10 protein-coding genes are annotated in these 16,524 nt (G+C 38.4%); 2 read left to right on the forward strand and 8 right to left on the reverse strand.

The window, feature by feature from the left end; genetic code table 11:
- Nucleotides 1-83 precede the first annotated feature (83 nt).
- A complete protein-coding gene (locus ACSLUF_RS12775) occupies nucleotides 84-2,966 on the forward strand; it encodes a hypothetical protein (protein WP_435623173.1) in 2,883 nt (960 codons plus the stop codon).
- Between the two features lie 57 nt (nucleotides 2,967-3,023).
- Here ACSLUF_RS12775 and ACSLUF_RS12780 read toward each other — a convergent pair whose 3' ends face one another.
- The 5 genes from ACSLUF_RS12780 to ACSLUF_RS12800 form a co-directional block, all read right to left on the reverse strand.
- The gene (locus ACSLUF_RS12780; RefSeq protein WP_435623174.1) at nucleotides 3,024-4,049 is read right to left on the reverse strand and encodes an ABC1 kinase family protein; all 1,026 of its coding nucleotides are present in this window, start codon (nucleotides 4,047-4,049) and stop codon (nucleotides 3,024-3,026) included.
- Nucleotides 4,050-4,279: 230 nt separating this feature from the next.
- Nucleotides 4,280-4,696, reverse strand: a complete 417-nt coding sequence (locus ACSLUF_RS12785; RefSeq protein WP_435623175.1) for an SRPBCC family protein — start codon at nucleotides 4,694-4,696, stop codon at nucleotides 4,280-4,282.
- The gene (locus ACSLUF_RS12790) at nucleotides 4,686-5,978 is read right to left on the reverse strand and encodes a Dyp-type peroxidase (RefSeq protein WP_435623176.1); all 1,293 of its coding nucleotides are present in this window, start codon (nucleotides 5,976-5,978) and stop codon (nucleotides 4,686-4,688) included. The genes ACSLUF_RS12785 and ACSLUF_RS12790 overlap by 11 nt, the downstream gene beginning before the upstream one ends.
- A complete protein-coding gene (locus ACSLUF_RS12795) occupies nucleotides 5,978-7,105 on the reverse strand; it encodes a hypothetical protein (protein ID WP_435623177.1) in 1,128 nt (375 codons plus the stop codon). The genes ACSLUF_RS12790 and ACSLUF_RS12795 overlap by 1 nt, the downstream gene beginning before the upstream one ends.
- Nucleotides 7,106-7,131: 26 nt before the next feature.
- On the reverse strand, nucleotides 7,132-8,313 hold the full coding sequence (locus tag ACSLUF_RS12800; protein WP_435623178.1) for a HEAT repeat domain-containing protein: 1,182 nt from the start codon (nucleotides 8,311-8,313) through the stop codon (nucleotides 7,132-7,134).
- A gap of 108 nt (nucleotides 8,314-8,421) precedes the next feature.
- Between ACSLUF_RS12800 and ACSLUF_RS12805 the strand changes: the two genes are divergently transcribed.
- Nucleotides 8,422-8,862, forward strand: coding sequence for an SRPBCC family protein (locus tag ACSLUF_RS12805; protein ID WP_435623179.1), 441 nt, complete (start codon nucleotides 8,422-8,424; stop codon nucleotides 8,860-8,862).
- Nucleotides 8,863-9,243: 381 nt separating this feature from the next.
- On the opposite strand, the gene ACSLUF_RS12810 is transcribed toward ACSLUF_RS12805, so the two are convergent.
- From ACSLUF_RS12810 to ACSLUF_RS12820, 3 genes are all read right to left on the reverse strand, one after another.
- Nucleotides 9,244-10,098, reverse strand: a complete 855-nt coding sequence (locus tag ACSLUF_RS12810; protein ID WP_435623180.1) for a hypothetical protein — start codon at nucleotides 10,096-10,098, stop codon at nucleotides 9,244-9,246.
- A 99-nt stretch (nucleotides 10,099-10,197) separates the two neighbouring features.
- Nucleotides 10,198-10,512 (reverse strand): response regulator transcription factor, encoded by a 315-nt coding sequence (locus tag ACSLUF_RS12815; RefSeq protein ID WP_435623181.1) that lies wholly within the window; start codon nucleotides 10,510-10,512, stop codon nucleotides 10,198-10,200.
- A 31-nt stretch (nucleotides 10,513-10,543) separates the two neighbouring features.
- Entirely contained in the window at nucleotides 10,544-16,522 is a 5,979-nt protein-coding gene (locus tag ACSLUF_RS12820; RefSeq protein ID WP_435623182.1) for an SDR family NAD(P)-dependent oxidoreductase, read from the reverse strand.
- Nucleotides 16,523-16,524: the final 2 nt, after the last annotated feature.

Raw genomic sequence — 16,524 nt, forward strand, 5'->3', positions numbered from 1 at the left:
ATTATAAGATAAAACTATGAATTCGAAAATATAGGACCAATGATTTCATAACTTAATAGGCAGACGTATTAAAAGTAGCATCTATGATTTATTACATAGAAAATAGAACTGACATAAACAAAGATAGTTTACTCGAAAAAGTAGTTTCTTTATCACCATCCGATTTTCTAGAGTTAGATAAGATTAGTGAAGACGATTGTCTTATTGTGCTATGTGAGTTGAATATTAATACTAAGGGTAAAATAGTTAACAGGAGTGATTTTTACGGAATTTCCTTTGTTCAAGAATTAAGGAGAAAAAACTATAAGAACAAAGTTTTGTTTGTGTCTTTCTTACCTGAAAACTACTACAAAGAAAAAATTCTCAATTCTAAAATTCTGTTTTTTCCTGGACATGGTTTTACACAACTGCCTTTGTCTACATCTGAATGCGTTGATAAATTTAAAATTATTAACCCGCTATCTGATCTATCATTATACGATCTTAAACACCATTATTGTGGCATCAATCAAATTATTGATGAACAAATACATAGCCTGACTCCAAAATTTAATGCTGAAAAAAAAGTAACCGCTTCATTACTCCAAGAAAGCAGTAAGTTGGTACAATTAGTTTACAGCAGTCTAAATAAACCCGTTCCGAATTTAGATGCAATCTTGAATACCAACCTATCGGGTTCTAATGCATTGAAGTCTTTAAGGAGTCTTTGCGAAAATGCCTTACCTGAATCCAATAATAAAGAGCAAGGAGAAAAGCTCCTGGCAATTTGGAAAAATTGGAAAGTATTATGGCTCGATGATGAAGTGAACAAAAAAAGCCCATTATTTAAAGAACTATCTCTGAGATTAGAATCTGAAAAAAGGGTTGTTCTATGCAAAACATATGAAGAAGCAGTCAAGCAATGGGAAGAAGATAAAACTAATGGAGAGATTTCCTTAGTCATTTGCGACTATCGCCTTAGGAAAAAGGATGGGGCACCTGCCTCTATGCAAGGCTACGACTTCATAAAATATTTAGTTAAAACAGGAAGAAATGTTGGGAAAATTGCCTATTCAGGACTAAAAAGAAAATTTTTAATAGAGAGCTTCAGACACTACGGGATTCAAATAAGTATTTACTCCAAAATCGATTTTAATGAATACGATCCTATTAGTCTTAATTTTCTTGTTGATGAAGTTATTAGACTGGGTGACAATCATTGGATAGAATTAAATAATGCGCCGCAGGCAAAAGAGTGGTCAAATCTGTCATCTACCTATTTTCAGTTTAAAAATGGATTTAATTTCTATAACTTTCAAAACCATATTTCGAGATTAGCCATGCAAAATCTTGAGGTGTTTTTTGAAACTTTTAATAATCAGAATGCTAAGGAAGATATTTGGAAATTAACCTTTACCGATTCATTTAAAGTAAGAACAGGAAGTTTTCCTGATGCGATTAAAAATAAAGAAGAGGCTATCAAAGATATATTGATAACTCGAAGGTTAGCTATTGGGCTTTATGCCTTTTTAAGAAGTCCAAGAAATAAGCAAAAATTACTATTATCGAGCGAAAACTACCTAGATTACATTAAAGTAGTACTTTATAATTCAGCATCAAATGGAAAAGGATATAGGGTTGTTCCGTTTTCGGAAAGCACATTCTACTCGAAGGTAAAGAAAAATAGTACTTTAAAGCTTATACTTAAATTTAGCGCTCTCACATTTGACTCCACATGGCCACTTGGGTTACTGCCAGAGGAAGTTGGTTGGCTCAAATTTGATATGGGCCTAATCGCTGGGGATCATGATGAAATCCATGATTATTTACTGCAAATCCAGATTGTTAAAAAACATTTCCAGGCCTTATTTACAGACGACTCATTTTCAAAATTGCTGTCTAATGAAAATGGAACATTAGAAACTTCAGGTGGAACAATACACTTCAATGAGAATAATTGGCCCATAATAAGAAGTTCGAGCGATGCAAAAAAAATTGTTCAAAAAGTATATGACAGCATAGATTTGAATGATTTTAAAACAAACCAAACATTTATCTTGTTCTGGAGGAAGCTTGTTTCCCAACTTACCAAAGGGGAGTTTAAATTATCAGGACAATTATCGGATTTCTTAAATTTTATTACTAAAACACTGTATGCTAAAAAATTGGATTTTACGCAAATTAGATATTTAATAATAGCTAGTGATTCTGAAATTGTTTTACCAATACTCGAGTCACTTTTATCTGTCAGTAGGGAAATACATAAAAGATCTAATGAAAATCCTAATACAAACATCTCTAATCTCTCAAGTATCTTAGGTTTGTCATCGGTTTCCCTTTATAGTAAAGGACTGATAAAGAATCTTCTAAATGCGATGCGAAACATTGATGACATTCCTGCTTTACTGGATTTTATTACAAGATTAATAGAAAAATTACAACAAGGGGATAACATGGAATACATATCTTTAATAGAAGAAAGTCCCTTTGCTCCTACTGAAATAAAATACTCCGTTGAGTTAGAGTATATCTTGAGGCATAGACCTTGGGAGATTTTATTTTCAAAGAAACAAAGAATAAATGTCAGGTTTGAGGAAACATCTGCTGAGCTACTAAATGCGATTATTTCCAAAAATTTTGACTATCAGAATAGTCTTTTAGAAAATCATGGGAATCTCTTTTCTGATACACTATTTGATTTAATAAAAATTTATCATAACGGTAATAAAAGTGATAAAAACCTAGAAATCTATTTGAGAGCGGTTGAATATAACAAAAGTCGATCTTATTATAACAAACAAAAGCTTACTGGTAGTGTGCCGAAAGTTCAAGAATCCCAGAATACATTTTCTGCATTTGAAGTTGCAGAGAGAAAACTTGCCCAGAAAAACTTTCAGCAGCAAATTGAGTACCTTGATCAATTGTTAGATGAAGATATGGCGTACCTTTCAGACAATAGTATTGATGAGAATTATGAAATAATATAGATAATTTATCTATAGAGTCATTCCTTAAATACAAGCAATTAAAAGAATAAGGAATTTCTATTTTATCTTAAGCTTGTTCCTGATTATAAATTTTTTAGCCGCTAATTGGAAATCAAGCTGGGGGTTTATATTCTTTAGTATACCCTCAAGAAATACGATTGAGAGAATATTGTGGATAAATGCTGTAGAACCTTTTATACCATTTTGATTTTGAATTCTAATCATTTCCAATGTAAAAAGCGATGTTTCAAAGTCAATTACGTTTAAGCTCCAGTGTTTATTAATAAACATTTCAATTTCGTGGAAAAATTTTTCCCGACTATATTTTTTGGATAAGAAAATGGCTTTTTTTTCCAGAATTTCAGCACATTGATAACCATTGTTCATTGACATATGGTAAAAGAACCTAACAAAGTCTGCTGTCTCCTCTTTTGTCATGGACGTGACCATCCCAAAATCCAGCAGTATCAACTTCCCCGAATAATCTATAAATAAGTTGCCTTGATGCATGTCACAATGGGTGAGCCCGTCCACAAACATCATCTGAAATAGCATTTCAAGAATTTGATTGGAAGTTCTAATCCTTTTATCCATCTCCCAATCATCAAAATCCACCTCATTTGGGAAATTCATAAATTCCATTATCAGAAGCTTGGATGAATTACCTTCTTTATAGATTTCAGGTATTGCAATATCCTTGAAATCCAAAAGATTTCCTTTGATTTTCATCAAGTTCTTTTTTTCGTTTAATAAATCCGTCTGAGGTAGAATAATCTCTTCAAGTTCTTTATAAAGTTCCATAATGGGCAGATTCGCTAGAAAAGGAAAAAACGTTCCCATTTTCATAAAGGCCCTTAAGACTCTCAAATCTTTTTCGAAAAGCTCCGGGATTCCAGGTTTGACTATTTTCAAGACCACTTTTTCGCCATTAAAGGTGGCCCTATGTACTTGGGCAATACTTGCGCTTGCCAATGGCTGCTTTTCGATGTCAAAAAGAGAGTACCGCTCTTTGAGCAACTCCTTTATTGTATTTTCAATTTGGGCAAATGGTATAGGGTTAGTCTTTTGTAACAACCGTTTCAAGTGATTGGCGGATTGCGGTGGAACAACATCAGGACGTGTGCATAACAATTGACCTATTTTAATAAATATTCCATCTAACTTTTCGATTCTCTTCGTTAGCTTGATTCCAAAATCATTTTCACTAATAAGTTTAAACTTAAGAGAAGCTAGTTGGATAAATATTCTTAAAAGGTGATAAACAATAAGGGCTGTCCGAATATTGAAGGGATTATGCATATAACTACAAAATCCTAGATTTGTTCCTTGAGTTTGTTTAACAAGTATTTCCATCCCGATTCGAGATCATCCAGAATAGGTTTTTGGCGGTCTTTTGGGGCGTTTTCAAATCCTGAATGGACAACTGACAACGTGGTGCCATTGGAGGTCGCGACAAGATTGAATTCCACTATCGTTTCAAAATCCCAATTTTCATCCGTCCACGACAGTAGCAATCGCTTGGGGGGGACAATGGCCAAGACCTTGCCTTGGGTCATAATTGTCTGACCTGCATCATTTTCCCACGGTTCTATAAAATCACCCCCCACCCATGGTTGCAGTTCGATACGGTCATCCCACCATAACCCTATTTTTGACTTGTCTGTCAAATACACCCATAGAATTTCTTGATTTACGGAAAAATTATCTGTTATTTCAATGCTATTTTTCACCAAACGTATTTATGATTGAATTGAAATAGGAAATTGATGGCATAAAAAAGTATCCACCGGTTATGAGTTCAACAAATTTCGGTATTTCCAGTAATTCATGTACAATAGTACCATCTTGATTTCTCAAAGGTAAAGTGAATATAGTTGTATTGCCCAAACGCGAATTCTTGGGCCCAAAAGGATCGAATCCGGAATTAGGTAAAGGGAAATCAGAATCTAACATATTTCCATAAATAAATTCAAATTGACTTTTTAAAGATGTCTGATAACAAATAAACAACAGACCCTTTTCTGCCTTTTTATCCTGAGAATCTCCATAAGGGATGCCTCTTCTTAATATTCTAGATTTGGTTATTGGTATAGTATTCAGTTTTCTTCGCGGATATGCCTTATGAATATGGCTTGAGAAAGGGCATCCTAGACCATATTTGTTTTCTGATTCAGTTTGCTCTATAGGTGTGCCATCCTTCCAACGCCCCATAAGCTTAGCAGCTAACCAACCTTTACTAATCTTTAAATCTGAATACTTCTTTTTAAGTTCAATTACTGCCCTTGTCAAATATTCATCAAATTCCTTTGTATTCTGCTTTAATTGAAGGTATACCAAAAGACTACCATTTTTTGAAGCTAATGAACCAAAAAAAGGTGTTTGGTCCTCTTCTCTAGAGGATGGATATCCGAAAATATAATCACCTGGTAAATTAGGTAATTCTCCATAGCCTACCAGATTCTTTTTTTTTGTTAATCCAGGTACAAAAGGTTGAGAGATTCCGTCTTTGAACCCAAAATGCTCCTTATTGCCTGGAAGTCTTTGACCCATTGGGGATATTTTCAGTTCAGCTGGAAGTCTCTCAAATTCTTTCTTAAGATTTTCTAACTCCTTTTCTAAAACTTCTTTTCTATCTGATGAAAGTATAATTAGAATTTTTTTACGATCAAATTTATCGGGATTCTCCTTATCTATTTCAAATCCTGCATTAGCCCAAACTTCAGAACTTATTAACTCAGGATTTGACCTGCGTTTCTTGCGGTAAGATTTAACATTTTTGATGCTTGTCAGTTTTTCTGATATATTCTTGAGAACTGATTCTGAAGAAGCTAAATCTTCATTAAACATAACCTTGAGCAATACTTGAAAAGGTTTATTAAAACCAAAAATGTTTCCTTGTATCTCATTATCATCTAATTTAAAATCTACATGAACGGATTGTTTAGGAGAATTAAGTATTCCTTTTAGAAAGTTTCTAAAGTTTTTACCAAATTCAAATGTTTGGCTACTCATTAAATCTGCCCAATTTTAGAAGGGATTATGGAAATACTTTCTATACTATCGTAAGAATCGATCATGCCATTCCATCCTCCAGCAATATTCTTAAAATCTATTTTTTTGTGAATCTTTCTTTTTTTCAAATCAAATCCAATTATTTCTTTCTTTACACATTCACCATACCATAGAATATTATCTTTAACGGCTCCGGTTGTATTGGGAAACATTGGGTCTTCAACTGAAGATTCAATAATATCCTCAACAATTCCACTTTCTTTGTTCAATATAGAAATGCCACTTTTGCCATTTAGGTTTGGCCAGGCGCACCTATAAAGAATAAGTTCATTACTATTATTGCTAGCAGATATCCCAACTACACATCCTTCATCAAAACCTCTAGCGGGAACAAAAACCTCTTCCTTTCCCGTATTTGTATCAAATTTTATTATTTCGCCATCATTAGTATCCATTTTGGCATTTGCAATCCATATTATGCCATCATCAAAAAATGCATTTACAGGAGTGCTTCCAGTACGGTGAATTACTTCAAGATTTCCGTGCAAGTCCAATTCATAAATACATCCACCACTTCCGAAACCTTGATAATCACAAATAAGTAGATTGCCGTTTTTTAAAATCTGAAAACCATGTGGGTCTAAAATTTCACCTTTACCCGGAACCTTAGTTTCACCTATTACTTTTATACTACCATCCCTTACATTCACTTCTAATATCGCACCCCAATATCGAAATTTGGCGCCTGGTGCATGATAACCTGGGGGAATTTTTCCTGACATCGAACTGATTGTACCTGAAACCGTGCAGTAGATATTACCATTTGGATTTGCAATTGCTCTCCAAAAAAAAGTTTTAGGTCCCCAGTTTAGACTAAACAAAAAAGTAACTTCGCCATTTTCGGGATTGACCATATAACATCTATTGGTAGTAAGATGTACTACCAAAAGGTGGCCAGATTGCAAAACTGCCGCATTGTTAAAGTCTCCCCAAATTTCATAGTCTTTGGGAAATCCTTTACTGTAATCAATACTGTCTCCGTCAGATTCATAGTTATTATAGGATTCCCCAAGAAAACCTCTTAAGAAGTCCGATAAATCTTTCCCAAAATTTTCTATGTCTTTCATTTTAATATAATCAGTATTGGAATTAGCTAAAAGATGTCATGTGGGTCGTTACTCTTTTTACCAATCAAATGATAATCGAGTTCCCCATTCTTCGTACCATGACATGGTTCGGTATTTACATCAAGTCTTCCCGAATCATTAAGATCCGACAATTTACCCTTAAATGTTCCGAACAAATATGTATTGGTATACTTTGAGCCAACCGGATGAAAAATATCAGTTAATTGAACTTCACCTTTCCCTAATTTCATATGATTGCTCATGAGGTATTCCGTATTTATGTAAGCATCCCCTGAATAAATCCCTCTTACAGATTTGACTATTTTTTTTGAAGGATCTTCTTCAAAAGGCTCAGAATATGTTGCAGCAGATCTTTTTACCGCCACAGTCATATCTTTACATGGTGGTTCTTGATTAACTAGACCTACTTTACCCGATGGGAAAAAATTATGTTTGCTTTGACCTGAGTAGGTGTGATACTTAATATTTTCATTCACTCGAATGGTATGTCCGGAGAATTCATATATCTCAAAGTAATCTAACCCGTCATCATAAAAATCATCGACTTTTTTTTCAATTATTAATTTATCATCGAAGGTTTCCTGATTTGTACAAGCCATCACACGACCCATTATGGATTCAAACCACATAGGAGAAAGAGTAGCTTGAATCCAACCGACACCAGGAACCAAAGTACGAGCATAACCGGCTATTTGCAGCGGTAAAGTTTGATCAAATGGATTTTCTTCATTGAATGATTTTGGGCGTTGATCATTCAATACTGTTTGTCCCGTAATTTCCCAAATCAATAAATTGGCCCACGATCTAACCTCTTCATGTTCATCACTAAGGGCTTCATATATGGAGTCCAGCCCTCTATTTTGGCAGTATTTTTGAATCGCCCAAAGTGTTGTGTTCCTTATAGCTGGATTTGGTTCTTTGGCTAAGACTTCTGAAAGTATATCTAACGAATTAGTGGTATGGCGATCGGCATATTCCCATATGGCCCGTTCTCTTTCAAGAGGTGATTCATGGTCGAAAATTGATTCCCTAAGTACAAAATCTTTTCTTCTATCGTACCTGTCTATCCCAAAGGATGGGGGGTTAACAAATTTAATATTCTCCGAAGGATCGAAAACGTCCGTTCTGTTTAACCCTATGCTAGCGAAAGGAGAACTCCCACCAATATTTAATTCTGTAATTTCCATTTGAATATTTAATGGTTTAAAACTTTTGGAAGAAAGCCAAAAAGTCTATTATTTTCAATACCCAAGCTTGGGTATTTTAAGGGAGTGCTATAATTAAAAAAAAATACAATGAAAATAAGTCATAAGGTATATATCCCGCTTTCTCCTGAAGACATCTTTTCTAAACTTACTAATAGTGAGATATGGAACATATGGTTCACCACGGAATGCTCAATTGGTAAAAAAATTGGAGATGAAGTTGAATTCATATGGAAAGACTTTGGTGTAGATCATTTAGATGTGAAAGATGGTGGTAAAATTATTGTTTGGGACCCTCCACATTCATTTGGTTTTACGTGGAGGCCAGGTGAATCGATGACCAGCGTTATTTTTACCTTAAATGCACATTCTCATGGGACAGTACTTGAATTAGAGGAATCTGGCTATTCAAATAGCAAAAAAGATTTTAAGGCCCTCATTGAATGTGCAGTAGGGTGGGGAGAAGCATTAACTTTATTGAAATTTTATCTTGAATATGGTGTTGTTTATGGTAAAATACCACCCAAATAAACTACAATAGTCTAGACTAAAGGTCTCAAAACTGTTGATAGCTCATTAAAGGCCAATGAATAGGGTGCTATTGCGCCAAATTTACCTTCAAACTCAATTTGTCCTGTTAAGACACCTTCAGAAGCAGAGATTTTACCTGCAACAAATTTGGACCAGATTTTGAAAGTAGCTGCGAACAGCGGGCTGCTGGCCTGATAAGAATTTTGAGCTACTACCCCATCTTTATCAAAATGTAGTGTTATATCTAAGTCTTTTCTATCACTGAAAACAATATTTATTGTGCCTAAGCCAGATAACGCATCTTTCCCGGAATAGGTATTCCACTTACATATAAATGATTCCCATGTTGTAAATGACCAAATGACTCCGAATGTTTAATTGTTAACCGTTTCGCTTTTTGTGCTTGACTTTGTCTATACTATTGACATCAATACTACGATATGGCCATGCATCGTTAACCAGTGTTGCCGGCCCAGCATCATTGTGGTGTGCTGCAACCAAATCTGCTACCGGGGGACCCTTAGGGTCTTTAACATCAAATAGTTCAATAGGGCCGTTTATTAAGTTATAGTTGAAAGGAATAGGGGGTAAATTCCTCGCTAACTTGCCGTCATCTCCTGGTTGTAATTCCATTTGCGTAGCTCGTTTATTAAAAAATGTCCCAGCATGGGTTTCGATGATGTGGTAAATACCGAACATACTACGAGCAGGATATCCATTAGAATCAACTTCTTTTTTTTTCGTCACTGGATTTACAAATTGCGTCAAAGACTGCACAATACCGTAACTGGAAGCATCCTTCGAAGCATCTTCAAACAAAGATGAATCATAAAATATCTCGGGGAATTGTTCAGCATATGGTAAACCTATTAACAATTTGCATTTAGTATCCTTATCTAACATATTCATGCTAATAACCTGCATTAAGTGCATAGTGGTATCTTGCTTGTATCGGTCTGGGGTATTATTGGGCAGGAAGGCAGTGGCCTCCAAAGGCGGTGGAACCGGAATGTAAATTCCTTTTTCCAATTCTGTTTTATTGTACAACATCGGTGCCGTAGCCGATATTGAAGTATTTCTATCCCAAAATTTAAAATGTAATCGCTCTCCAGATTTTTTAATAATCAAAGTCGCGTCGGAATACCCGTCCATAAAATAAATGGCTCCCGATGGATTAAATTTTGAAACATCATTTCGGTGCTGGTCAATGTACTCGCTCAATTTAGAAGGTTCCATAGTAATGTTTTGATTTAGTGGTGATTGCACTTAAAATTAAACATTAAAAAACACCGATTCAATACCCAAGCTTGGGCATTTATGGATGATTATATTACACTACACCAAGTTAAACGCATATGCAAATTTGTTCAACTCGGTTACCCTTGAAATCTGTAGTTTTCTATTAATGTTTTTTCGGTGTTGTTCAATGGTCCGTCTGCTTAGGAAAAGGGCTTTTGCTATTTCCGGATTGCTTTTTCCGTTCACCACAAGTATAATGACCTCTATTTCTCTATTGGAAAGTTGCTCGAAACTTGCCTTGTTTTTTTCGATAAAGTCCCATTCAATCAAAATCCTTTTGAACTTATGTATCAAGCGCTGTTTCCCCTGAGTATCCAAATTATCGATGAGGTATTCTAATTTAGGGGGCATTTCGAGTATTCTGTTTGAATTTTCGTCCATACTATTCATAAGCAAAGGGTTCTAAAGCTGAAACCAATTCCAATGGAATCCGATCTCTATATTCATCCATACCTCCTTGATCGTTGCGTTCCATACAAGCAATCTCCTGTTTTCCTTCCGCAACCAATTCTTCTTTTGCATCTCCGCCTTCCAAATAATAGCGGAATTTCATTTTTATCCTATTGCCCTCAATTCCTTCGAGAAGCAAATGGATATTGATGTTGTCAAATGCCTTTAGTTCCTTGAAATAATTGCACGACGTATTTAGTGTCACCAGGGCTAGCTTACCGGAACCCAACAGGCTGGAAATGGGTACTTTGTTGGTCGATTCATCAGCAACCAAATTTAAATGCTTGTGTAAAAAAGCTTCACGGCACAGTCCCTGCCATTTGATAAAATTGCTGAAGTATACATTGCCCACCAGATTGGTCTCTTCAAAGGAAACCATATGCCGATATTTAAATGGTTCTGGTTTTGGAGGCAATTCCACAGCAAATGCTAAGGCATACAACTGGCCGTTGCGGTAGTTACGAAACACCCACGAAACCATATTTACGGTCTTGGTCCTGTATAGTAAGGCCCCTGAATCCCCTGTGGTCTGAAACTCCACATCCGGCAGGTTGATTTGTCCCATTTTTCTTAGGCTTTCGGCAATGGTCCACATTCTGGTGAAATGGACATCGATATCCTCTGTAAGTGGAGACTTATGGTCAAAACCCTTCAACATCCTTTTCCAAATCGCCGTTGGTCGACTGACCACTTTTTCTATATCGCATCCTATATTCCTTGAAAACCTAACGGCAAGATCCAGATCATCACAATGTGATATGGAAATATATCCCTTATCGACCATCGGTTTCCCATCCCCTCGATGGGAGACTTTTGGAATTTCAGTTTTCAAAAGGAACTCCATTCCCTTCAAGCTTTGCTCTCCCGCGATTCTGGACAGTGAAATGGGGACTAAACTTTCGGTCAAAATCGGATAGGTATTGGGTTCAGACTTCACTACCTTGAACCGCGCGTCTTGGTATTGGACCAAAATTTCCCCTTGTGTTGTAACCAAGGAAATATCATAGCTGTAAATATCCTTTTCGTGAAAATTTTCAGTGGCATGAATACGAAGTGCTTCGGAACGTTGTGCTATTTTTTCAACCACAATTTTTCCTATGGAATGTGGCAGAAGATCGTGATGCGGCACACAGGCCTGCACCATGTGTAGCATGGCATCATTTACGCCCGGATTTCCAATTATGAAGTCGATTTCGGGTCTGCTCTTGAGCCACTTTTCGGTTGGGAGGGACACGGAAGCAACCGCTGCATAAGGGGTCAAGTAATGATATGCTTTCAAGCAATTGAAATGGCCACTGTGAAAGAGCAGGGCATCGTATACTTCCCCTGCATCGAGCTCCATGGTACCCGGATACTCTGGAATTGGCTTAGTTCGGGGTTTCCCCATATAAATAGAGGCCTGCATATATTTGACCTGGGTTATTGGGTTTACAAGTGTTATCGTGATCTCATCTCCTTCTTTGAGCGCATTGAGCACAATTTTTTGTCCTTGTTCGGGAATAATGACAGGCTGGTTCAACTGAAGATCTTCAATGGAACATGTCGAAACTACACCGGACAGCACCCTTGCGGCTTCGACCATTGCCTCGACCGCAATCACTGTGGGCAGCACACAGGTATCATTGATGACGTGGTGCTTTAGGTACAAATGCTCCCCGATATCTAAATCAATTTCCGCAATAAGTTCAACCTCGGGATACCACGCTACCAGATCAGACAGAAAGTGGAGTTTGGGCAAATCACCTTTTGATTGCCGAAGTGTATCATTGGTCCCGAATTTTCCCGTGATTACCACAGAATTTTCAAGCCCAGCATCAATACAATCGATGAACCAAGAGGTTCCTTCTTCCACGCCTATGGGTTGAATATCCTGACGCCGCATCGTATTTAAAACCCCCAGCCGATCCCCCATTCCAGTTCCGCTCCAAACCGACCAAGCAATATTTAGGCATCGCACTCCGCTTGATCGGGCGTATTCTTGAAGCCTATTGTTCATCAATCCGTTTGCCAATGCATAATCTGCATTGCCCTTCATTCCGGAATACTCAATGATAGAACCAAAAGTGACCACAGCTTTCAATTCCGGATAGTCCCCATTGAGCAAATTCTTTAAACCTTCGTACTTGGGAGACAGTGTTCGCCCTAAATGCTCAAGGGTCAAGTTTGTAAATGGGACTGGGGTATTGGTACCCGCACCATGCAATAGATAATTGACAGGACCTATATCGTGCTGTATCGCCTTGAGCACAGGAGCATAATTTTCCCAAGAACTTATGTCACAAGAATAGTAACGGCAGTCCAGTCCAAGCTTGGTATAGCGATCGAGAATGGCAGTCACCGCGTTATCGAAGGGTTTTGACCTTCCTAAGATCACTGTCTTGTTCCTGTACTTTTTCGCTAATTCAATTGCACATTCCGCAGTAATGCCCTTTGCCCCGCCAACTGCCAAAACGAGGTCGCTCGGCATGATTGAGCCTTGGGAGCTGTCCAGCTCTATATGATTGAGAAATTGCTCATACCGAACCCTATTCGCATACTTAACTGAAGTAAACCCCTTCAACGCAGCCATCTCCCTGTCCAATATCTCAACAAGATTCACTGTATTATCTATTTCCACTACTAAGGTCTGGGTGGAGCCATGCTCTTGAAAATAGCTCTTTGCCCAACCACTGGCCCAATTTTTATCTTGAACGAGGACTAGCTGCCCAGGAATATTTTCCTTGACGAGCTTGACCATTTCATCCAACCGTTGCAGTGCCCTTTCTTCATCGCATTCCCTGAATTGGACCATTAAAATGTCATGTCCAGGATCGAATACGATTGGTACCTTCAAGAGTTGTTCCCAGGCTATGGAAATCTGGGCATTTCGGCTTTCAATTGCCTTGGGTTTCCAAGTCGGTTCAAAGGCGCGAATCCAATGAAATCCCTTATTTGACCTTTGGTCTTCATTTTCCAAGTATTCTAATGAACTTGCGATTTCCGCGATGGAAGCGTTTGAAAACTCGGTCGGATTTCCCCTCATGGAGTAGCCATGGTCCAGCATCACTTCAGACAATAAGTTTGCCACTACAATAGAATTAAGATGAAGGTCGTCAAGCATTCGCGATTCTGGGGCAATTGCACTTAGGGGAAGGTCCAGTTTATTTGCCACTACTTTTCTCAAGGCATCCAAAGGCAGCATCTTTTGGAATCTACCAACCTTCTTCAGGCTGCATTCGACCTTTTCTTCCTTGATTTCCATATCATAATGATTGCCCAAGGATTCGCAAGGATTTGTAATGAATGATGGAGAATAAGGTGTTGGGAATTCCCTAAAGAACCTTCCCTTGAACAAAGTATCGATGTTTACCTTGCTCTGATGGACAAACAAATATCCCATCAAATCCAGTATGCCGCGCATCGAATTGAAAAGATCGACAGCAAATATTGGTTTATCGGTATTCTTTGCGGCTATACCGCTCAAGGTTGTGCCACTTCCCACTTCGACCCAAAGGTCAATTTGATCATCTATCCCTTCCATAGTATCATAAAAATTGACCGGATTGGTAAACTGATCGGTGAGCATCTTTCGAATCTCATCCGCATTTTTAAGGGTTCTACCAGAGGTTGGAGATTGGACCTTTTTAGATGGGTTGTTTATCGACAACTGTGAGACATATGCTTTGAAATAATCCACCCCGGGATTCATCAGCCGTGAATGAAACGGATGGGTAACCTTTAGCGGGGTATAGCGATAAGTCTCTTGATCCGCAACCATTTTTAACAGTTCTTCCTCCGGCCCGGCAACCACTGTTTGATGGGTGCTGTTCTTGCAAGCGATATCCACCTTATAGCCATTTATGAGGCCCAATACTTCCTTTTCATTGGCCTCAATACTGTACATAGTCCCCCCGCTATTGCAATGCGTTTTCATTATGGCCCCGCGCCTTTGAGCCAGGTGTTTCAATTGTTCCACCGAAATTGTCCCTGACCAATAGAGTGCGGACAGTTCACCAAGACTGTGACCTAAGCCCACCTTAGCTGTGATATTGCAATCATCGAGAATGGAAAGGGCGATTGCTGAATTCCTAACAATAGTGGGCTGAACAATTGCGGCATCGGAAGAATCGGGTGAATCAGGTAAATCAAAAGAAGTGATAATTTCTTCGATACACGCATATCGATTCCTGTAGATAGGCAGTTGGATTACATTTTTTGAGCCCTGTCCAGGAAATAGATAACCGATGCTCATATCCTTTTTGGTCTCGCTCCAACTCATATAGGGCAGTTTGCCCGATGGTTCATCGCTATACTCCAACCAAGTTCCCAATCGTTCTGCCAATTCCCCACCGTTGGATGCAATTAGTGCAAGCCTGACAGGAGCGGACCTGTCCAATTTTTGATACAGATGATGACCCAGATCCGTTACATCGGCAATTGAAAGTCCTTTTGCATATTCCAGGACTTCCGCAACCTGTTCTTGCAGGTCCTTCATATCTTTTCCGGCAAACAACATCAGCTCACAATCTTGATAGCGGGGAATTTCCACGGTCGTTGCCACTTCTTCCACATTGCTATTGTTCTTTAGCGAAACATGTACATTCAACCCACCGAAACCAAAGGCGCTAACCCCAGTCACAAAATCCTTTTCAAGGATTCTTTCATGGAATGCCGCAATATCCAATGGTCGGGAACCCGTCAAAAGTTCGTGCTTGTCCTTATTTGTGGACTGGGCGGGTATGAACCTGTTCTTCGTAACGAGAACGGCCTTAATAAACCCGGCAACCCCCGAGGCCGCTTTACTGTGTCCGATCAATTCCTTAAGCGCCCCTACCCTTACCTTATCATTGGTTTTTTGTCCTATAATATTTATCAGCGCACTCAACTCTGTTTTATCTCCTATCACTGTTCCAGTTCCATGGGCCTCTACATACTTGAGGTTTTTAATCGAATCTCCAGGGTAGGCCTTTGAGATAGCCATTACTTGTGTTTCCGCTTTTGGTCGTGTCAAACCACCGGCTCCATCGGAGCTCAAACCATAGCCGTTCACCAGTGAATAAATCTCCAGATTTTTACTTCGAGCCAAATTAGCTTCCATAAGCACTACGAAACCGCATCCCTCGCCTGGAATAAATCCTTTGGAAGCTTTTGAAAACACCTGCATTGATGATTGGGTCAAGGCACCGGCTCTTGAAAACCCAACCAGTTCAAATGGATCGAGACTGATATCTACCCCTCCCGCGAGTGCCATATCGATATGCCCCTGTTGGATGTCCTTAACAGCAGTTACCAGAGAAAGTAATGACGACCCACATGCCCCGTCGGTAGTATATCCCCCTCCGTTAAAATCAAAGTAATTACAGATTCTGCCCGCAATGGTATTCGAAAGACCACCTGCAAGTGAATCCTCTTTCATCTCGGGAAATGGGGATTTATATTTCTTTTCTATGGCCTCCAAGAATTCCTTTTTTCTATCCTCTGACCATTCTAGATTTTTCAGTTCATCATTCAGCACCTCGAAGACATAAGGCCATCTCAATCGCATCAGATTGGATCTAGTCTGTTCGCCCGTAAGGGAATTGCCCACAAAGACCGCGGTTGATTTTCTGAGCGTCTCATCCAAATGAACACCCGAATCCGCAAGAGCCTTATATGCAATATCTAAGGCCATCCAATGGCAGAAATCGGTGGATTCGAAGGTTTCCAATGGAATTTTGAACTTTTCGCGATCAAAGTGATAGTTGCATATGAGTCCTGCATTGTCTTGATAGATACCATCGACCGATTCTGAAAAGTAATTGTGATTCATACGTTCCTGAGGCATTTTCCTGAATGCCTTACGGCCATATTTAATGTTCTCCCATAGTTGAAGATAATTGTCTGCACCGGGATAGATGCATTCCATGCCAATGATAGCGACTTCTCTTTTCATCC

This window comes from Flagellimonas sp. (assembly GCF_965601775.1).
Lineage (GTDB): Bacteria > Bacteroidota > Bacteroidia > Flavobacteriales > Flavobacteriaceae > Flagellimonas.

What these genes read in the sequence shown, in the direction of transcription:
- ACSLUF_RS12775 (WP_435623173.1), top strand. Translation starts at nt 84, where the DNA reads ATGATTTATTACATAGAAAATAGAACTGACATAAACAAAGATAGTTTA.
- ACSLUF_RS12790 (WP_435623176.1), bottom strand. Translation starts at nt 5,978, where the DNA reads ATGAGTAGCCAAACATTTGAATTTGGTAAAAACTTTAGAAACTTTCTA.
- ACSLUF_RS12795 (WP_435623177.1), bottom strand. Translation starts at nt 7,105, where the DNA reads ATGAAAGACATAGAAAATTTTGGGAAAGATTTATCGGACTTCTTAAGA.
- ACSLUF_RS12800 (WP_435623178.1), bottom strand. Translation starts at nt 8,313, where the DNA reads ATGGAAATTACAGAATTAAATATTGGTGGGAGTTCTCCTTTCGCTAGC.
- ACSLUF_RS12805 (WP_435623179.1), top strand. Translation starts at nt 8,422, where the DNA reads ATGAAAATAAGTCATAAGGTATATATCCCGCTTTCTCCTGAAGACATC.
- ACSLUF_RS12810 (WP_435623180.1), bottom strand. Translation starts at nt 10,098, where the DNA reads ATGGAACCTTCTAAATTGAGCGAGTACATTGACCAGCACCGAAATGAT.
- ACSLUF_RS12815 (WP_435623181.1), bottom strand. Translation starts at nt 10,512, where the DNA reads ATGCCCCCTAAATTAGAATACCTCATCGATAATTTGGATACTCAGGGG.
- ACSLUF_RS12820 (WP_435623182.1), bottom strand. Translation starts at nt 16,522, where the DNA reads ATGAAAAGAGAAGTCGCTATCATTGGCATGGAATGCATCTATCCCGGT.